Origin of the sequence: Chloroflexus sp. (genome assembly GCF_034435895.1) — a bacterium.
Taxonomy (GTDB): Bacteria; Chloroflexota; Chloroflexia; order Chloroflexales; family Chloroflexaceae; genus Chloroflexus.
The window spans coordinates 1-20,367 of the sequence record NZ_DAOTWH010000303.1; the positions used below are offsets into that span (position 1 = coordinate 1).

A 20,367-nucleotide genomic window follows, 5' to 3' on the forward strand; every position below is an offset into this window, starting at 1 on the left:
GGCGACCATCGCCGCCTTTGCCGCTGCCCAAGCGATCCCGCTCAGCGAGGCGCTCGGCCACGCCGCTGCTATCCCCGGCCTTAGCCCGCGCGCGGTCGAAGGCGCCCGCCGCCTGTTTGCCCTCCTCCAACGCTGGCGGCGACTAGCCACCGGCACGATGCCGCCCGATCATCTGCTGGCCGATGTGCTGGAACAGAGCGGCTATATGGCCGCGCTGGCCGAACGGTTCGACGCCGAGGAATTGGCCGAAGCGCGCGCCCACCTGCAAGAGTTGCTGCGCGCCGCCGAAGAGCATCCCGAGCTGAGTTCGTTCTTGCAGGAAGTGGTCCTGATGACCAATACCGACGATGACGACGATGATCGCGATCGGGTGCAATTGCTCACAATTCACGCCGCCAAAGGGTTGGAATGGCCGTTTGTGTTTGTGGTTGGGTTAGAGGAAGGCACCCTGCCCCACGAACGCAGCCTCGGCGACCCCGCCAGCCTTGAGGAAGAGCGACGGTTATGCTATGTCGCCCTCACCCGCGCCGCCGAACGGCTCTACCTATCGTGGACATCCAGCCGCAACCGCGGCCAGCGCCTCAAACCATCCCGCTTCCTCGACGAAATTATTGCCTTTGGCCGCGAACGAACGGGGGCGTCGCGCGCGACGCCCCCGTAGGGGCACAGCGCGCTGTGCCCCCGCAGTGCGCTGCTCCCTACATCATCATGATCCCCACCACCACCGCCATCACCACAAACAACACCACTACCGTCGCCAACGCAATCCGTTCCCAATTCCACAGCGAAACCGTACTCACCAAAGTCTCATCTGGCCCAATCAGGTACAACTCGCATTCCTGCTCATCGAGCAAGCCATTGATCTGCGTCACCATCGCACCCTTGATTTGCAACAATGCCCGCAATGGCCGTCCCTGCTCGCCGGCCTCTTTGCTCGCCTTTTCGATCAATGCGCTCAGCGGCCCAGCGCTGTGCCAATGGCTATCGTACAGGTCAATCTCCGCCTCGTACACCTTGCGCGCGCGCTGGCGCAACAGTGCTTGCACCTTCGGCGGCAATCCCTCGCTATCATTATTATTCTCATGCGCGATCGCCTTGCGCGACCAACGGAACACCTTCTCCTCGACTAAATTGCCATTGCCGGCGCACTTGTCGCAGCGAATCTTCCCATACCCTCGGCATTGCGGACACGTCTGCTCGACCGGCTCAGGCTCACCCCGCTTTGCCCGCGGCTTGATCATCCCTTTGCCTTGGCATTGCGGGCACTGGATTTGCCCCGAACCTTGGCAGTCGGGGCAGGTAAAGAACCGCCGCGATCCCGGCAAGACCACCTCGCCGCCCGCTTCCGAGGCAAAATCCTTTGGCGGCGGTAATTGCATCTTCCACAAATCAAGCGCCGGTTCAGCGATCGGTCGTTCATCGAGCTGCATCGGGCGGATCTGCGGCTTCGGCGATGTGCGAAACTCGTACAATACCTTCAGTTCGTAGAAGTAGATGTTATAACTGGAAATCGTCTCAAACTCGATCAGTTGGCCGAGCGATTGGCGACGAAACGGATGTTGCCGGCTCCAGCGGTTGAGCCATTTGCGCAAATAATCGCGCCGGTGGAGGTGATCGGCCCGTTTGCGCGATTCGGTGAGGAAGTCGTTGAACTGCTCAGCGAGATCCAACAACTCGGCGTTTAACGCTAATTCGAGCGGATTGTCAAACCACTCGGCGCACGTTTCCCACCGCGACTCTTCCATATCGGTCGTGGTCTGATCCAGCAAGGTGCGTAGTGCGAGCCTGAGCGCATTCGCTGCTGCACTGGCGGCCGGAAAGCGCAAGTTCGGCTGCGGCGAGAGCATCCGCAACAGCACCCGTTCGGCCAGCGCCAGCGCCGGCGGTTTACCGGCCAGATCAAGTTCCACGATCAGGCCGCTCGGCGGTAATTCGCCGCTGAGCAGATGGTAGGCAACTGCCCCCAGACTGTAGATATCGAGCGCTGGATGCGCCTCGGTCTGAGCAAGGTGCAACTCAGGCGCCGAGTAAGGGGTCAGATATTCGGCCTCGCTCAACGTGCTCAGATCGAGCGGCGCATCAGGTGCTGCAGCAAGACTGAGGTTGGTCAGATAGGAATTGCCCTGCTGCGTGATTAAAATGTTGGCCGGCTGCACGTCACGATGCACCACCTTCTGCTCGTGCAGGTAATCAATGGCGGCGGCGATCTGGCTGATGATCCGCATGGCGAGCGCTAAATCGGGTGCGCCTTCGGCTAGGATATCGCTCAGCGGGCGAGCATCAATATACGGCGTCACTATGTAGTTGCCGCGGCGATCATCATAGCCGGCATCAATCACCGGCAACAGGTGCGGGTGGCTGAGGCTGGCCGCTAGCTGGGCGGCAAGTTGAAACCGGCTGGTTGAGATCCAATCGCGGCGGCGTAAGATCGCGACATACACTGGCCGGTTGAGGGTCTGATGGGTGGCGCGGTAGATGAGCGATAGCTCGTCTTGCCCGACCTGTTCGTGCAACCGGTAGTCGCGCAATTCAAGGCCGTTTGTGTCGTTAGATTGCCGTTCGCCGCGGATGGTGGGGGGTGGTGTACTCATAGCCACCTCAGCTTAAGGTTGAGAATCGCCGCACAAAACGTCAAGAATCTGATTTCAAGCCCATCGTGATGCTATTGCTATGCAATGCCATCGCTGCCGGGCATAGACATTGTCGCTTGATGATGTTTGCGGTGGCGCAACCAATCCATTTCTATTTCTCAAACCAGACGAAGATGGTGATGCATGTACCTTGTGCAACGTTATGACCATTTCAATCAGAGCATTTGTTTGCAATTATTGCACCGCGCATGTCATTGACATGCGCCGCTGCGTAATGGTCTCACCGCTCAAGGATGACCTTACAGTAACCAAATCGCTACTGAGGGTAGCCGCCCATTCTCTTTTTCTGCACTGCGTCATTGCTATACTAAAGCTGTGCCGGTTGGCGGCGGGCTGCCTGAGAGATTGGACATGCGATGCCGTCCATCCATGTCCTCCCTGCCAGTCAGGATCTCTGCCTCCCCAATTTCTGCCCCACGCGGCAAGGTGTCTGCCGCTTCCTCGCGCTTGCCCCTTGGCCCGCCGCCCGGTGTACGGCCCCCCTCAGGGGCCGTTACTGTTTCGGTTATTGCCGGCGGCGCCACACCTTCGCGCAGCAGCTTCAATGCCCAATAAAGCTGCGCATCGGCGCAACTGTTTTCCACCGGCTGGTCAGGTACGCACGGCGCAGCATAGTCTGCTTCGTTCGACGCCGGCACAACGTGCTCTGGCGTAATCCCGACCCCATTAATCGCCTCGCCCTCCGGCGTAATCCAGCGCGCAATCGTGATCCGCACGCTGCTGCCATCGCGCAACGTGTAGATGTTTTGCACCGATCCCTTGCCAAAGGTCTTCTCGCCGAGCAATGTCGTGTTTGGTCGCTCATCGCGCAACGCACCGGCCACTACCTCGGCGGCGCTGGCCGATCCGCCATTCACCAATACCACCATAGGAATGCCATATAACCGCCGATCGGCAGGCGCCGCAATCGTGCGCAATTCTTTGTTCACACCGCCGCGCTCCTCTTCATAGAGCGCAACACCGTCGTAGAACCGGCCCAAGACCTCGCGCGCCGTGTTCAGAAAGCCGCCATTGTTATTACGCAGATCAAGCACGATCGCGCGTGGTTGTTGCGGGCGGAGTTCGGCGATGGCTTGGTCAAGGAGTTCAGTTGTGCTCGCTTTGAACTCGGTGATCTGGATGTACGCGATCCCGTCGGGCAAGAGGGCGCTATTGACGGTGATCAGCGGGATGGCGGCGCGCGTGATCGCGACGGTAAAGACGCGATCGTCAGCCGGCCGGCGGATGGTCAACCGTACCACGGTGCCTGCCGGGCCGCGAATCAGGCTCACTGCGCGCGCGCTGGCGTCACTGTCGCTGAGGCCGGCAATCAGCTCGGCTAGCGGTTGGTCGTCTACCGCGACGATGATGTCACCCGGTTGCAAGCCGGCTTGTTCGGCGGGTGAATTGCGGATCGGGCGATCAATGATGATCTGGCCGTTTTCCACCCGCAAATAGGCGCCAATGCCCTCGAAGCGTCCTTCCATCGATTCGCGGTTTTGTTGCGCCTCTTCCGGCTCTTGGAAGTAGGTGTAGGGATCGTCGAGCGTTGCCAACATCCCGCGAATCGCGCCGTACACCATGCGCTGGCGATCAATCGCTTCGGGTTGGTAGAAATTACCCTCCACCAGATCCCAGACATCCCAGAAGACGGCGAATTGCTGGCGCCGGTCGCCGGGGGTGAGCAGCCGCGCGTCGGCATTCGAGACGCCGGTGATGAAGACATCAATCGGCGAGACGCCGACAATCCGCCCGGTGATCCAACCGCCAAGGAAGGCGACTGCGATCACGGCCACCCATTGCGTGATTTTGCCGATAATGGCCCAAGCCCGTTCCATGAAACAGCCTTTTCTAGCTGTGAAGTGCGTATTGCAGCATCGCTAACGCTGCCAGCGGCGCGGTTTCGGCGCGCAAGATGCGCGGCCCCAACGAGACGGTATGCAATCTATGCCCAAGCGCCATCTCCCGCTCGGCCGGATCAATGCCGCCTTCCGGCCCTGAGAAGATCGCGATCTGGCGCGCTGTTGCGTGAGTGCTAACCACCTCACGCAGATGGATGCTCGCCCGTTCATCGAGCAAGATGGCCAGATCGGCGGTGACGCTCGCAGCCAGCGCCGCCGCGAATGGTTGGGGCGCAGCGACAGCCGGGATCCGGCCCCGTCCTGATTGCTCAGCAGCTTCAGTGGCGATCCGTTGCCAACGGGCCAGTCGGCGCTCATCGGCCCGATCACTAGGCAGCGAACGGGCAAACGCCACCGGTACGATCCGGCGCGCACCCAATTCTACCGCTTTTTGCAACGCCCATTCAAACCGCTCTGGCCGGATCAAGGCCAGATAGAGGTCGAACGCCACCGCTGGCTCGCCGCCGGCATGGCAACGGGCAATCACCTGACCTTGCACGTGTTTCCGGTCAATGGCGGCAATCTCGACCACCGCCGCCAAGCCGTGCCCATCAAGTAATAACACCCGGTCGCCGGCGCTGAGCCGCAACACCCGCCCCCACTGATGCACCAGCGCCGGATCATCGATCTCGATCTGATCAGATCGCAACCATGCTGGATCAACGAAGAAGCGCCGGGTATTGGGTATCGTTGTCGCGTCATCCACGGCAGTATCTATGGAAAAATGGGGGCGGCGCCGGGTGCAGCGCCAACCACCGCCAGTAATGCGGGCAGATCGGGCATATACGAGCGCAACACGGTGGCATCACTCGCTTCAAGCCGGTACGCTCCCAATATCGCCGGCAAGAGCACTGCCGTACCTCGCCGCAACTCGAGCGTCTCCTTGCCCCACGCCAGTTGCACCGTTCCGGCAATCACCGTCACAATCTCCAGCGAACCGGGATCGGTCGCGGCGCTGAGGCTGCCCTGCACCTGCCAGCGTTCCAACGCAAACGACGCACACGCCACCAACAGATCACGCTGCTCGTCAAGTGGCAGGGGCCGGAGCTGCGCGGTCATCGCCGGTTCGCGCCGGCTCACCGCTAACGCCTGTTCGATATGCAGCTCGCGTGGCCGGCCAGTGCGCGCGTCGCGCCGGTTGTAGTCGTAGAGCCGGTAGGTCAGATCCGATTTCTGCTGGATTTCAAACAACATGATCCCAGCGTTAATCGCATGGATCGTTCCTGCCGGCACGAAGATCAGGTCTCCGGCGCTGACCAGTTGTTGGGCAAGCAGCTCTTCCACCGTGCCATCGGCAATCGCCGCCGCTAGCTCCTCCCGCTCAGCCGGCGCGCGCATGCCGAGCGTTACCGTCGCCCCCGGCTCGGCGTCCAGAATGTACCATGCCTCGGTTTTGCCGTGGAACCCAGTATGCGCTTCGACGGTATGGGCATACTCGTCGTCGGGGTGTACCTGCACCGAGAGCCGGTCGGCGGCGTCGATAAACTTCGCCAGCAACGGCAAGTCGGCCCCATAGCGGGCATACGGCCGCGTGCCCACCAGCGCCGCGCCATGCGCGCGCGCCAGCTCGGCAATTGTCACCCCCGCCAGCGGGCCGTTGCTCACCCGGTTGCTGTCAAAGACTAGCCAAATCTCGCCGAGTCGTTCGGGGTGCGGCGGCGGCAATTCCAGCCACGGCGCCAAGCGTTGCCCGCCCCAGATCGATTCCACCAGCCGCGGCTCGCACAACATTGGATACAACCCGCTCATGCCGATTCCCTGTACAGCCGCACGGCCGTGCGTCTCTATCGCCAATTGCAAGGCATTGCCTTCACGGAGCCGCACGGCCGTGCGGCGCTACTGCCATTTCCCTGTACAGCCGCACGGCTGTGCGGCGCTACCTTATCGTGTATGCACCAACGCCACCCATTCGCCTTCTACGTACCGTTCAACCTGCCGCAACCCGGCAGCGGCAAACGCCGCCACTACATCCGCCTCTTTTATGTCAATGATACCACTACTCACCAAATAGCCGCCCGGTTTGAGCGCTGCTGCTAAATCTGGCGCCAACAACACGAGCACTTTGGCGATCAGGTTGGCGGCGATCAGATCAAACGTAGCTTGCGGCGTAGTTGCGCTCAGCGCCGGATCGGGCGTGACCGGGCCAAAATCGCCCGACAGCCAGTGTCCCATCGTTTGCCCGGCCCCAAGGCTGCCCTCAGCCACCGTCACGCTGCCACTCACGTGATTGCGCGCTACATTCTCCTGCGCGACCCGCACTGCAATCGGGTCGTTGTCGAGCGCCAGCACCGCGCTGGCCCCCAACTTAGCCGCTGCAATCGCCAAGATGCCCGACCCCGTACCCAGATCCAGCACCTGCTGGCCGGGTTGCACCAGCCGTTCGAGCAGTTGCAGGCAGAGTTTGGTCGTGGGGTGCAGGCCAGTACCAAACGCCATCCCCGGATCCAGCAAGAGCACGATGTCGTCCGGTTGCGGTTGGTATTCCAGCCACGACGGCACGATCACTGTCCGCGTGCCGATCCGCAGCACTGGGTAGAACTGTTTCCATGCGTTGGCCCAATCCTCTTCGGCCAAGGTGCGGGTCTGGATCGGCCCCAGTGGGCGGATTTGACTGACATGCCAGAGGGCATGCTCGATCCGCTGGCGCGTCTCTTCGAGCTGCGCGTCGAGCGGCAGGTAGGTGCGCAGCCAGACCGGCCGGTTGGGATCATATTGGAACTCTGGCCCTTCATCGCCGGCGACCCAGCCTTGTTCGACTACGACGCCGCCGTTGTAGCCGTAGCGCGCCAGTATTTCAGAGACGGTCTCAACGACTTCCGGCTCGACTTCAACCGCGATTTCCAGCCACGTGTTCGGCGTTTCCATACCGCTTATCCTTGCCACTTCCAGCGCGTACCCTGCGGCCCGTCTTCCAGCGTGACACCGAGCTCGGCCAGCCGGTTGCGCACCAGATCGGCCAGCGCGTACTGCTTGGCTTTGCGCAGCTCGCCGCGCACCTCGATCAGCAGCTCGATAAACGGGGTTGCTTCGGCGGCAGCGCGCGCTTGGCGCGGCTGGAGCCGCAAACCGAGCACGCCGGCCAGCTCGCGCAGCGTCTGTTGCCCAACCGCCAGCTGTTCGGCGGCAAGACCAGCGTCGCGCGCCGCATTGATTGCCCGCACCAGATCGAACAGCGCCGCCAGCGCCGCCGGACTGTTAAAGTCGTTGTCCATCGCGGCGATAAACCGCTCGCGGGCAATGGCGGCAGCGTCACGCAGCGCCGTCACCGCCGGCCCTTCACGCACATTGCCGGTTGCCGGCGCCAACGCCGAGAGCAGCCGATCAAGCTTGCGCTGGTTGTCGGCGGCAATCTCATCGTTATAGGTCAGCGGACTGCGGTACGAACTGCTCAAGACGATCAGCCGGAAGACATCGGCGTCGTAATGGCTGAGGAAATCAGCGATCGTCACCACATTCCCCAACGACTTCGACATCTTCTCGACCTGCCGGGTCTGCGGGTTGACCAACTGCAACATGCCGTTATGCACCCAGTAGCGGGCGAAGGGCTGGTCAGTCAAGCTCTCGCTCTGCGCGATTTCGTTCTCGTGGTGCGGGAAGATCAGGTCGGTGCCGCCGCCGTGAATGTCAATCTGCGGGCCGAGATGCTCCATCGCCATCGCCGAACACTCGATATGCCACCCCGGCCGGCCCGGCCCCCATGGACTATCCCACGCCGGTTCACCGGGACGAGCCGCCTTCCACAGGGCAAAATCAGCCGGCGATTCCTTGCGCGGATCGACCTCGAAGCGAGTGCCGCTCAGCATCTCGTCGAGCGACCGGCCCGACAACTTGCCGTAGTCTTCATCGCGCTGCACCCGGAAGTAGACATCGCCATCGACTACGTAGGCGTAGCCGCGCTCGATCAAGCCCTGCACAAAGGCGATGATTCCGGGCATCGTGGTCGAAACCCGCGGGTAGGCCGTCGCCGGCAAGACATTCATCGCCTGCAACTGGGCCAAAAACTCAGCCGCATACTGCCCCGACAACGCCAGCGGGTCTTGGCCTATCGCATTCGCCCGCGCGATCACCTTGTCGTCAATATCGGTGAAGTTGACGATATGCCGTACCTGATAGCCACGAAACTCAAGGTAGCGGCGGATCATATCAAACACGATCGCCGACATGGCGTGGCCGATATGCGCTTCGTCATACGGCGTCACGCCACAGACATACATGCGCACCACACCCGGCTCGATCGTCTCCAGCGGTTCAAGCCGCCGGGTCAGAGTATTGTAAAGCTGAATCGCCATACCAACTCGCTATTTCGCACAGCGGCGGGCCGCGCCGGTTCAAATGCCCGCGCCTTGATTATACTCTTCTTCAACCGGCGGCGTTTCATTCAGCAACGTCTGCCAGAGCTGGTCAGGCAGCGCGTCATATTTTAACCGGTGTTCCTCGTGATGGACGTGGGTTTCAGCTTCGAGATCGGCAATGCGCAGCTCCAACTCTAGCACCTTGTCGTGCAGGCCGCGCAACATCTCGCCTTCAGGGTCGGGCAATTGCTCAACCCGGCGCGACAGGCCGGTCACCGGGTCACGGCGCGACACAATGCGCGCCGGCACCCCAACCGCGGTCGAATGGGGCGGCACATCTTTGACCACCACCGCGCCGCCGCCAATGCGCGCGCCGCGCCCGATCGTGATCGCTCCCAACACGATCGCCCCCACCCCGATCACCACGTCATCTTCGACGGTCGGGTGGCGCTTGCCGGTCTGTTTGCCGGTGCCGCCGAGCGTCACCCCTTGATAGAGCATCACCCAATCGCCGATTTCGGTTGTCTCACCGATCACGACCCCCATCCCATGGTCAATGAAAAAGCCGCGCCCGATCCGCGCGCCGGGGTGAATTTCGATTCCGGTCAGAAAACGGCTGATCTGTGAGATCAGCCGCGGAATGAACGGAATCTTGCGCCGGTAGAGGGCGTGAGCCAGACGATGCAGAATAATCGCGTGCAGACCGGGGTAAAGCAAGACCTCGGCCAAATTGCGCGCTGCCGGATCATTGCGAAAAATGGCGCGAATATCGTCGCGCAAAACACAGAGAGCATGTGAAAGACGCATCGGATTGCTCCGGCGAATGATAGAGAACTGCTAACCGCTAAAGGGTATAACGAGAGAGCGCCGGAAGCGCGCAACGATGCGCGAACCCGGCAGGCATACGTGCCGGGGCGCCGCCAAGCAGGGCAGCGCCCCTAGCGACAGTAGCATCCGGGGAAGGAAAGGGGCGAGGAGGCGAGCGATTTAGTCGTCGCTGGCTGAGTCACTCGTGTCACCTTTGCTCGAGTCGCTGCCCGTTACCGAGCCGCTGCTCGCGCCACGGCTGTCGGTAATGTACCAGCCCGAACCTTTGAAAACAATGCCCGCCGGCTGAATCACCCGGCGCACCCGGCCTTGCTGGCCACACAGGCAGACGGTCAAAGGCTCGTCTTTGAAGCTTTGGAATTTCTCAAACTGCTTGCCGCAGGCATCACAAGCGTACACGTAGGTTGGCATAGTGCGCTTCCTACCTCCATTGCGAAGTTGTTTGACATATCACGTTCTGTATTGTACCCCAGAGCGCCAACATGCGCAATAAGAGGAGTGTTAGATCGTGCATCGAGCGTAAGGTGAGGACGTGGCGGTGCGTATAATAGGGATACAGCAGCGCTGTATCCCTACTGCCGCCACCCCTCCTGTCAGTCATTGCGAGGGCGCGGCAGCGCCCCACTCTCCCCCTTTGTCATTGCTTCGGGCAGAGCGGCGCCCCGCAGGCACCCCTCCTGTCATTGCGAGGGCGCGGCGGCATCCCCGCAGGGGCGCCGTCCGCCCGAAGCAATCCCCCACGAGCACGAGATCATTCCCTTTCCGGGTTGCCCTTGATCCTCACTTAGTCGCCCCTCATTGACACACCTCGTCATGGTATGGTATCATCGATAACGCAGCGTGTTATAAATTCATCAGAGCGGAGTGGCGCATGCGTTGGCTTGGGTGGTCTCTGGCTGGAGCCGGGGTGGCAGCGGCGACCGTATTTGCCGTTCGCCGGCCTCTGCTTGCCCGCTTGCTCGGTTTACGCCCCGCCGAGCACCGGGTGGCCGTCACCCGTGATCTTCCCATCCGCATGCCCGATGGCGTCGTGCTTTACGCCGATCGCTACGCGCCCCGCGCTGGCGGCCCGCATCCAACCATCTTGATCCGCACCCCTTACGGTCGTCCCGCTGAATTAGGGCCGCTGGGTATCTTTGAACACACCGGTTGCATGCTCTTTGCCGAACGCGGCTACAACGTGGTTGTGCAGAGCGTGCGCGGGCGTTATCGCTCGGCAGGTGTGTTTGAGCCGTTCGTGAACGAAGCTGCCGATGGCCGGGCAACGGTGGCATGGATCGGCGACCAACCATGGTTCGATGGCAATCTCGGTCTCTGGGGGCCGAGCTATGTCGGCTATACCCAATGGGGGCCGGCGATTGATGGGCCGCCCTACCTCAAAGCGATTGTGCCGATTGTTACCAGCGCCCGCTTTTCATCGCTCTTCTACCCCGGCGGTGCGTTCGCGCTCGAATCAACCTTGCGCTGGGTCTTTCTGATCGATGCCACCAACCGCCACCGGCAACAGCTTGATCTAGCGGCGCTCTGGCGTCTGTTCATCTTGCGCGAGCGAATAGTGGCCCGCGCCCTCCGCCACCAACCCTACGCCGCCGCCGCCGAACTGGCTACCGGCGCGCCAGTGCCGTTCTTCCAACAGTGGCTGCGCGATCCCGATCCGCACGGGCCGTATTGGTCACAGGTCGATTACCACCGCTCGCTGCACCGGATCAACGCCGCCGTCCATCTGGTCGCCGGCTGGTACGACATCTTCCTCCCCGGCCAGTTGGCCGATTACGCCGCGTTGGTCGCCGCCGGCAAACGCCCGTATCTGACCGTCTTGCCGCGCGCCCACAACGATCTGGCGCTCGTGTTCGAGGGACTGCGCGAAGGGTTGTGGTGGTTTGATGCCCATCTTAAGGGGCAGCGCGAGTTGCTGGCTCGCCGTCCGGTACGCATCGCGCTTATGGGCAGCCACGAGTGGCACGAGATGGATTTCTGGCCGCCACCGGCCACCATGACGCGCTATTTCTTGCAGCCCGATCGCAGTCTTTCCCATCAACCGCCACCCGCCGGTGCGCCGCCCAGTTACTTTCGCTACGATCCCGCCGATCCGACCCCGGCCATCGGCGGCGCAGTGCTCAGCGCACAAGGTGGCCCGCGTGACCAACGCCCGCTCGAAGCGCGGCCCGATGTGCTGACCTTCACCACCCCGCCACTGGCGGCTGATCTCGATGTGATTGGGCCAGTCCGGCTGTGTGTCTATATCTGTACCGGCTATCCCTTCTTTGATCTGGTTGGCCGTCTCTGCGATGTCTACCCCGACGGGCGCAGCATCAACATCTGCGACGGCATCGTGCGCGTGCGGCCCGGCGTTGGCGATGTCCAACCCGATGGCGTCCGCCGGATCGAGATTGATCTTACCGCCACCGCCCAACGGTTTCGCGCCGGCCACCGCCTGCGCGTACACATTGCTGGCGGCGGCAGCCCGCGCTGGGGGCCGCACCCCGGCGACGATTGCCCGTATGGCCAAGGGCATGGCGGGCCAGTCATCGAGCACCGCATTTGCCACGACGCCGCCCACCCGTCGGCGATCATCGTGCCGGTGGCCGATCCCGCCCGCCCCCCGCCGCCATCCCAGTAGAGGCGCACGGCTGTGCGCCTCCATCATCCGTATCGAGGCGCACGGCTGTGCGCCTCCCAGCAAAGGAGCACACCTACAATGGAGTACGAGCACAGTCCAGAAATCAAGATGTTACGCCAGACGGTACGCGAATTCGTCGACAAGGAGATCCGCCCGATTGCCCGCGCTATCGACGAAGAAGAGCGCGTGCCGTTCGAGACGCTGAAGAAGGCCGCTGAGCTCGGCCTGCTCGGCGTGCCCTTCCCCGAACGCTACGGCGGCCTCGAACTTGGCATCACCGGCTACTGCGTGCTAATGGAAGAACTGAACCGGGCCTGCGCCAGCCATGCCACTATCATCGGCGCTCATGCCCAGTTGGCGGCGATGAGCATCTACCTCGGCGGCACTGAACAGCAAAAAGAGACCTACCTGCGCGCGCTGATCGAAGGCCGCATGTGGGGCGCATGGGCGCTCACCGAGCCGAATGCCGGTTCGGACGCTGCCCACATCCAGACCACTGCCGAGCGTCGCGGCGATGAGTGGATCATCAACGGCCAAAAGATGTGGATTACCAACGGCAGCTTCGCCGACGTGATCGTCGTTCACGCTGTGACCGACAAGAATCTCGGCGCGCGCGGCGGCATCACCGCCTTCATCGTCGAGAAGAATATGCCCGGCTTCCGCGTCGGCAAAATCGAAGAGAAGATGGGTTTGCGCGCCTCGCACACCGCCAGCCTCTACTTCGAGGATTGCCGCGTGCCGGCCGAGAGTGTGTTGGGGCAGGTCGGCATGGGCTTCCCGCTGGCTATGCGCACCCTCGACATCGGTCGCTGCGGGCTAGGCGCCAGCAGCATCGGCTCGGCCAAGGAAGCGTTCGAGCTGAGCCGCAAGTATATGGTTACTCGCCACCAGTTTGGTCGCCCGATCGCCGAGTTTCAAGCCCTCCAGTTTAAGCTAGCCGAGATGGCGATGAAGCTTTACACCATGGAACAGATCGTCTACGACTGTGCGCGTCGGGTTGACGCCGGCCAGCCAGCGACGCTCGAAAGCAGTATCGTCAAGCTCTACTGCACCGAGATGGCCAGCCAGATCATTGACGAGGCGATCCAGATCCACGGCGGTATGGGATTCTCGCGCGAACTGCCGCTTGAGCGCATGTACCGCGATGCCCGCGTCACCCGCATCTTCGAGGGCACCAACGAGATCCAAAAGCACGTGATAGCCAGCGAATTGTTGAAACAGGTCGGCTACAAAATCCGGTTGTATTAACCCACCTGTCGGGGAAGGGCGTTGCCCTGCCCCGTCCCATCACCGTTCCCGCGGATCCAGCGCATCCCGCAATCCGTCGCCAAGGAACGTAAACGACAACATCAACCCCGCAATCAAAATCACCGGAAAGCTGAGCAACCACGGCCCCGACGACAGATTGTTATAACCTTCGGTCAACATCACCCCTAGACTAGTTGGGAAGGGGTTATCAGGATCAACCGATGGCCGCATGCCCACGCCGAGAATGGTCAACACTGCCTCGGCGCTGATCAGAGCGGGAATGCTAAACGAGGTCGAGACAATAATCGGCGCTAGCGTATTAGGTAAGATATGCCGCCACAAGATCGCCGTGGTCGGCACCCCAATCGCCCGCGCCGCCTCGACAAACTCCTTCTCCTTCAGCGACAGCACCTGCCCGCGCACCAAGCGCGCAATTCCCGTCCAACTCACCAGCGAGACGGCGACGAAGATCAGCAGTAATCCGTTGAAAGTACGGCCAAGCCACGTCTCGCGAAAGGCAGTCGAGAGCGCGATAATAAACAGCAGATCGGGAAATGCGGCCACAATTTCGGTAAAGCGCATGAGCAGGTTATCGAGCCACCCGCCGGCAAAACCTGAGATCAGGCCAATCGTCACCCCGATCAGCAAAATCGCGGCCTGCGGCACAATCCCCACAATCAGCGACACCCGGATCGCATACATTAACCGCGACAACACATCGCGCCCCAGCGTGTCGGTGCCAAGCAGGTGCTCAGGCGCCCCCATGCGGGCCGGGTTATCTGTCACCCATGCCGGCGGGCGCAGGCTGTTATTGGGGATCTGCTGGACGGGGTTAAACGGCGCGAGCCACGGCGCGGCCACCGCCACAATCACGTAGAGGATAATCACCACAAGCCCGACCATCGCCGCGCGGTTGCGCCGCAGCCGGCCCAGCGCATCTGACCACAAGCTGCGCGGTTTGGTGTTGAGGGCTTGAATATCGATCGGGTTGGTCAACGACTTGGCCGGCGACGTCACGTCTGCTCCTCACTATCAACCGATAACGCGCTCACGAGTGCGTGGGCGGCTTAAAACACGCATCTCCCTGACCCCCACTCCCTATCTCCCACAACGTTATTTATAGCTAATCCGTGGATCAAGCACGCCATACGCAATGTCAACCAAGAGATTAGCAATTCCTAAAAAGAAGACATAAATCAGCGAGCCGGCCATAATCATCGAATAGTCGCGTTTGCCGATCGCGTCAACAAAGGTACGGCCCATGCCGGGTATCTGAAAGATTGTCTCAACAAACAGCGTGCCGGTGATCAGACCGGCCAGCGCTGGCCCTAAAATCGTCACCACCGGCAGTAGCGCATTTTTCAGCATGTGACGCCAGACAATCACCTGCCCGGCCAAGCCCTTCGCCTGCGCCGTGCGAATGTAGTCTTGCCGTTTCACTTCGAGCACGCTCGAACGGGTCAGGCGGGCAATGAAGGCCATACTGGTCGTGCCTAACGCCACCGTCGGCAAGATCCACGGCTTCACCGGATCATTCCAATCGGGGATAACGGTAAACCAATTGAGAATAACGGCAAAGACGATCACCAAGATCAAACTGGTAATCAGAGACCCTAACGCAACGAAAATAGTAGACGACAATGAGAGCAGGTAATCAAGCCATGTATTTTGGCGCAACGCAGCCAGAATACCCAGCGGAATGCCGAAGACGACCGCAAACAAGAGCGCCTGCACCCCTAGCCGGGCCGAATAGTAGAACTTACTGGGCCGGGTTGGCGTGCCCTCAAACAACTCTTGCTGCACCGTGCGCGCCCCCCGCGACGAGTAGGTCGGGCCGAGATTGCCGGCAATCGCGCCCCACTGCATCTTCCATTCACCGGTTTTTGGGTCAGGCACAACATCAAAAAACATATAGCGGGTAAACTGGCGCCAAAATGGTAGATCCATCCCGAACCGTTCGCGCAAAATCGCTTCGACCCGCGGCGAGAGCTGGCGCCGTTCGGGTTGGGTGTCGAACGGTCCTCCCGGCGTCAGCTTGGCGATACCAAACGTGACAAATCCCACGATAATTAGCACCGGGATATTCCACAAGATGCGCCGGATGATGTAGGCGGTCATACAGTATTCCTAGATGTAGTTGGTAAGCGCAGAGGCGCAGATGAACCTCTCTGTACGCCTCTGCGTTAAGCCTAACGCAGACGATGCCGCTTAGGGCTGCACGTCCACATTTGGCAAGTTGAAGAAGCCGAGCCAGTAATCGAGCGGCGTGATCGTTTCTGGCGTGACACCTTTCACATACGGTTTGACCAGCACTGGGCCGCCGTTGTTGAGCATGAAGACAACCGGCGCATCTTCAACCAGAACGGTTTGCGCCTGCGCGTAGAGCTCGGCGCGGCGCACCGGGTCTTGCTCAATATCAGCCTGCCGTACCAGCTCGTCGAGCTGCGGGTTCGAGTAGTTGACGCGCGCGCTGAGCAAGCCATTGGTCTGGAAGAGCGAGACCCAGTTTTGCGGATCGGGATAGTCAGCGCACCAACCCAACGAGAACATCTGCGGCGGGTTGTCTTTGGTCGCCGCAGCAAAGGCGGTCGGATCGATCGGATCGAGGATTACATCGATGCCAAGATTCTGCTTGAACTGGTTGGCCACCCACTCAAAACGAGCGTTGTTGCGCGCTGTGCCAGAATAGGTCAGCTTGATTTCCGGCAAGCCCTGCCCGTTCGGATAACCGGCCGCGGCCAAGGTCTGCTTGGCCTTCTCAGGATTGAACTCCCACAGCCGCAAATCAGGCTGGTAGCCGGGGAAGCCGGGCGGGATGAAGCTGTAGGTCGGTGTGCCGAGACCTTGGAAGACATCGCGCACGTAGGCTTCGCGATCGAGCGCCTGCGCAAATGCTTGCCGCACGAGCTTGTTGTCAAACGGCGGCTTCGCGAGGTTGAAACCAAAGTAGAAGGTGCAAGAGCCGGGGACATCAATAGTTTGCTTGCTCAAGACCGGGTCTGATTTGACCGTGGCCAAGTCTTCGGCGCCAACACCCAGAATATCCAGCTCGCCATTCTGGTAGGCTTGGAAGGCAACTTGGCCATCAGAGATCATGTAGTACTCGACCCGCTTGAGCTTGATCGGCCCCAGCGGCCCCACGTAATAGGGGTTCGGCTCCCAGATCGCCTTGCTGTCGTGCTCCCACTCTTTCAGCACGAAGGGGCCGTTGCCAATATAGTTGGCCGGATCGTACCACCAGTCATCACCCTTCGCCACGTCCTCCTCGCGCACCGGCGCGCCGATCCAGAGCGCGGCCATGCTGAGGAAATACGGCGCCGGTGCAACCAGCTCGATCTGCAGCGTGTAATCATCCAGTGCCTTGACGCCAAACTCGTCGCGCAGCTTGTCGAGATCGAGCTTCATCACCTCTTCCATCGACAAGCCTTGGCAAGCGGCGGCGCTATACTCGCTATAGCCTTTGATAATGCCGCAGGGCAACGATTGGTACTCACCCGCTGTCTCTGGATCAGCCAGCCGCTTCCACGCATACTCAAAGTTGCGTGCAGTGACCGGCGTACCATCGCTGTACTTGCCGTCGCGGCGCAAGGTAAAGGTGTACACCTTTCCATCTGCCGACACGTCAACCTTCTCAGCAGCCGCCGGAATGGGGTTCATGTCGAGATCAAAGGACATCAGGGCCTGATAGGCCATCATAATGAACTGGATCTCGTTGACGAAGCTGGCCTTCTGCGGATCGACATTGTCTGGCTCCGAGCCAGTGTTCAGCCGCAATACACCGGGTTGCGCCGTTCCGGCAACTGGCGCAGCGGTTGGCTGCGGCGCAGCCGTCGGTTGGGGTGCTGAGGCGGTGGTTGGCTGTTCAGCCGGGGCAGTGGTTGCTTGCGTAGCCGGGGGATTGCCGCCGCCACACGCTGCCAAGATGGGCAACAATAACCCAAACAGCAGCGTGAGGGCGAGCGTGTGACGCCAGCGCAGCGGATTCATCGCGATACTCCTTAGCATCTGTGACACGAAACACCTCATCGAAACGGGGAAGGTGGCTGGAATCGGTCTGGCACAGTGCTGCGCAGGTGAAGAGGGTAAAGGTAGCCAATAGCGTGCGCTCTTGCCCTCCTTTCTGCCTAATGAGATACACGATACCGGCGCAGGCTGTGCAAGAGAACAACCAACCACAGATGTGAAAAAACCCCCTTCGGTATGGGGGATCGTACCACGCGGAACGGATGCTTGTCAAGGTAACTATTATGCTCGCAACACAGCGACGGCGGCAATCGCGAAGAAGAGCTGCACCCCAAGCGAAAATCCCTGCCAGAGGCGCGCAGCCAAGGGGCTGCGCCGGTAGACGATCAGACCGCCAATGAGATTGAACAGCGCGGTCAACGCTGCCGCTACCGGCAAGAAGAAGATGCGGATGCGCGGGGCTAATTCGGCGGCGGCGCCAATTTGGTCGCCACGCCATTCGATCTGAAACGGCAACGAGGGATAGATGGCGACAATTGCCCCAAACAAGACCAGATTAAGCAGAAGCGTCACGAGTAACAATTGCCGGATGACCGGATCGGCCCAAAAGTCATAGACCAGAAAACGGGCGACTTCAATGCCGGGCGTCAGCGTCTGAATGGCGCCAAGTCGTCGCCGCTGCTCTAATTCTTGCACGAAGCCGGCTTGGTCGGTGGGCGAGATGGCGTAGGCAGCATTGCCAGCGTAGATCACCAACGCTTCCGCCAATGGCCGGGTGGTAAAGCGATGGATAACGATGCCATCGTGGGTCTGGACACGGCCATGGTAGTAGCCGATGCTCGCCAATGCTGTGCGCCAGTCGCCGATCGCTAACGCGCCTTGTTCAACCCGGTCAATGAGGGTCAGCGGAATGACCGCGCGGCTGCCTAGCCACTGAATGTATAACCCATTGCGGTCAAGGCTATACCGTAAGGTCAGCGCAGCCGCAGTGCGGTAGATGAGAAAACCGGCCAGCGCCAGCAAACCAAGCGCGAGCACGGCCTGCCCAAACAGCCAGCCGTCAATTGGCCACTGCTCAGGCGGCCCGCTCAAGGCCGCACTCATCCTGAGCAACAGCCAACCCGCCCCCGCTGCACTCACGACGGCAAGCATAAGGCCAAGCCAGATACGAGCTGTTGCTATTGGTCGCCAGCGTTGCATAGTGCGTTATGAGGCCAAGCAGGCCGGCAATACTCCGATTGCCGGTCTATGGCGGCAAGTGCGTCCCTCATCTCACCAAACGAGCCATACTGCCTAGATATGGAGTGCGGCAGTCTAACTACCGCACTCCATAACCTCACCGATGAGAGCGAAGTGGCCACACACACCAGACCGGCATCACAACCAACCAATTACGGCGTCACTGTCGCCGCCGGTTCCGGCGTTGCCTCAACGGTCGGCGCCGGCGTCGGTGTTGGCAACGGCGTCGGCGGGCCGGGCAGGTAGATCGGCACAGATGTCGGAACCGGCTCAGTCGGGAATGGCGTTGGCGTCGGCGTTGGCTCAGGGAAGCGCCGCACATCGGCTGCTGCCCGTTGCTCGGCGATCCAGCGATCGAACGCTTCGGTGCGCGCCTTCTGCAACTGATCCGCTTTCGACGGGATCGTCTGATCAGTTACTTCCAGAATATGCCAGCCGAACTGGGTGCGGATCGGATCACTGATCTGGTTCACCGGTAAGGCAAAGGCAGCCTGCACCAATTCCGGCGGGTAGGTCGCGCCGTTATCGGCGAAGCCGTTGCGATCAAACGAACCGATCTCGCCGCCATTCTCGCGCGAACCGGGATCATCGGAACGTTCGGTGGCCAGCGTTGCAAAATCGGCCCCGGCCCGCAGTTGGGCAACCAGCTCTTGCGCCGCCGGCAGCACCGCGGCAAAGGCCGTATCGATCTGCTCGGTCGTCGCTTCTGCCGGCGGGTTGACCGCAATCAAGATCTGGCGCGCGCGCACCCGCTCTGGCTCGGTGCTGGCGACGAAGGTTTCTTCCGGCACCAACCGGGCCTGAATCTGATCGTTCAGCAACCGATCGCGGTACTGGCCGAGCAACGCTTGGCGGAATTCGTCTTTGCTGAGCTCTGGCTTCGCCTCGGTCGCGATCAGCTCAAGCTCATAACGGCGATAAATCTCGTCAATAATCTGATCAAACTGGGTGCGCGCCTCGGCGGGTTGGGGCGTCGGCACCGGCGTAAAGGTCGGGAACGGCGTCGGCGACGGTTCCGGGGTTGGCGTTGGCCCACCGGGAGTCGGCGATGGCGTCGCCGTCGGTTCCGGTGTCGCGGTCGCTGCCGGATCAACCGTCGGTGATGGCGTTACATTCGGATCAGGTGTAGGAACGGGTTCGGGCAGCGGCGGGAGGAAGATAAAGGACAAATCGGCGACCGCTTCTTGGATCGCCGCATCATCGCTGATCGTGATGCCGAAGTCAGCCGCAGCCCGCTGCTTGAGCTGCCAATCAATCCAATCCGAAACGATCCGATCTTCAATGGCAGCATTGCGCAACCTGCGGATCTGCTGATCGATCACGATGCTGCGCCCCTGAAACTGCTGGGCAATCTGCGGATTGCTGGCCCCAAACAGGTCGAGCAATTGGAAATTCTGATAAACCTCACGAGCATACGTAAGGCGACGCTCGCGCCAGTAATCGCTGCGGGTGAGCGTCGCCGAACCAACCTGCGCCACTGGCCGGCTGGGAATCCACAGTTGTTCGTAGATCAACCCGCTGACAATGGCTAACAGGGCGATCGCCAGCGCGCTCGCCGTAGCGATAATCACGAGACGCTGGCGGCGCTCTTCTTCGAGACGGCGGCGCGATGGGCGGCGCGGCGCGGGAGGTTGCGCCGGCGCTGG

Annotated in this window: 16 protein-coding genes; 3 read left to right on the top strand and 13 right to left on the bottom strand. The window is 61.1% G+C overall.

Annotated features, from left to right (window positions below):
• A partial coding sequence (locus tag U9R81_RS16910) for an ATP-dependent helicase (protein ID WP_322496595.1) occupies positions 1-661 on the top strand: 661 nt, incomplete at its 5' end.
• A 37-nt stretch (positions 662-698) separates the two neighbouring features.
• Here U9R81_RS16910 and U9R81_RS16915 read toward each other — a convergent pair.
• From U9R81_RS16915 to U9R81_RS16950, 8 genes are all read right to left on the bottom strand, one after another.
• A complete protein-coding gene (locus tag U9R81_RS16915) occupies positions 699-2,591 on the bottom strand; it encodes a protein kinase domain-containing protein (RefSeq protein WP_322496596.1) in 1,893 nt (630 codons plus the stop codon).
• 362 nt (positions 2,592-2,953) lie between these two features.
• Complete coding sequence (locus U9R81_RS16920; RefSeq protein ID WP_322496597.1) at positions 2,954-4,468, bottom strand: S41 family peptidase; 1,515 nt, start codon at positions 4,466-4,468, stop codon at positions 2,954-2,956.
• Between the two features lie 13 nt (positions 4,469-4,481).
• Positions 4,482-5,237 carry a 16S rRNA (uracil(1498)-N(3))-methyltransferase gene (locus tag U9R81_RS16925; protein ID WP_322496598.1) on the bottom strand — a complete coding sequence of 252 codons (756 nt, stop codon included), beginning with the start codon at positions 5,235-5,237 and terminating at the stop codon, positions 4,482-4,484.
• Between the two features lie 8 nt (positions 5,238-5,245).
• Positions 5,246-6,280: a type I phosphomannose isomerase catalytic subunit gene (locus U9R81_RS16930; RefSeq protein WP_322496599.1), complete on the bottom strand. Its 1,035-nt coding sequence runs from the start codon at positions 6,278-6,280 to the stop codon at positions 5,246-5,248.
• Positions 6,281-6,412: 132 nt separating this feature from the next.
• A complete protein-coding gene (locus U9R81_RS16935; protein ID WP_322496600.1) occupies positions 6,413-7,396 on the bottom strand; it encodes a 50S ribosomal protein L11 methyltransferase in 984 nt (327 codons plus the stop codon).
• Between the two features lie 5 nt (positions 7,397-7,401).
• The gene (cysS, locus tag U9R81_RS16940) at positions 7,402-8,820 is read right to left on the bottom strand and encodes a cysteine--tRNA ligase (protein WP_322496601.1); all 1,419 of its coding nucleotides are present in this window, start codon (positions 8,818-8,820) and stop codon (positions 7,402-7,404) included.
• Between the two features lie 39 nt (positions 8,821-8,859).
• The gene (epsC, locus tag U9R81_RS16945; protein ID WP_322496602.1) at positions 8,860-9,630 is read right to left on the bottom strand and encodes a serine O-acetyltransferase EpsC; all 771 of its coding nucleotides are present in this window, start codon (positions 9,628-9,630) and stop codon (positions 8,860-8,862) included.
• 180 nt (positions 9,631-9,810) lie between these two features.
• Positions 9,811-10,062 carry an FmdB family zinc ribbon protein gene (locus U9R81_RS16950; RefSeq protein ID WP_066787541.1) on the bottom strand — a complete coding sequence of 84 codons (252 nt, stop codon included), beginning with the start codon at positions 10,060-10,062 and terminating at the stop codon, positions 9,811-9,813.
• Positions 10,063-10,522: 460 nt separating this feature from the next.
• On the opposite strand from U9R81_RS16950, the gene U9R81_RS16955 reads away from it, so the two are divergent.
• On the top strand, positions 10,523-12,271 hold the full coding sequence (locus U9R81_RS16955) for a CocE/NonD family hydrolase (protein ID WP_322496603.1): 1,749 nt from the start codon (positions 10,523-10,525) through the stop codon (positions 12,269-12,271).
• Positions 12,272-12,349: 78 nt separating this feature from the next.
• A complete protein-coding gene (locus tag U9R81_RS16960) occupies positions 12,350-13,519 on the top strand; it encodes an acyl-CoA dehydrogenase family protein (protein WP_322496604.1) in 1,170 nt (389 codons plus the stop codon).
• Positions 13,520-13,558: 39 nt separating this feature from the next.
• Here U9R81_RS16960 and U9R81_RS16965 read toward each other — a convergent pair whose 3' ends face one another.
• From U9R81_RS16965 to U9R81_RS16985, 5 genes are all read right to left on the bottom strand, one after another.
• Positions 13,559-14,536, bottom strand: a complete 978-nt coding sequence (locus U9R81_RS16965; protein WP_322496605.1) for an ABC transporter permease — start codon at positions 14,534-14,536, stop codon at positions 13,559-13,561.
• Positions 14,537-14,632: 96 nt separating this feature from the next.
• Entirely contained in the window at positions 14,633-15,637 is a 1,005-nt protein-coding gene (locus U9R81_RS16970) for an ABC transporter permease (RefSeq protein ID WP_322496606.1), read from the bottom strand.
• Between the two features lie 90 nt (positions 15,638-15,727).
• Entirely contained in the window at positions 15,728-17,506 is a 1,779-nt protein-coding gene (locus tag U9R81_RS16975; RefSeq protein ID WP_322496607.1) for an ABC transporter substrate-binding protein, read from the bottom strand.
• A gap of 258 nt (positions 17,507-17,764) precedes the next feature.
• Positions 17,765-18,634, bottom strand: a complete 870-nt coding sequence (locus tag U9R81_RS16980; protein WP_322496608.1) for a PH domain-containing protein — start codon at positions 18,632-18,634, stop codon at positions 17,765-17,767.
• 239 nt (positions 18,635-18,873) lie between these two features.
• A partial coding sequence (locus U9R81_RS16985) for a peptidylprolyl isomerase (RefSeq protein ID WP_322496609.1) occupies positions 18,874-20,367 on the bottom strand: 1,494 nt, incomplete at its 5' end.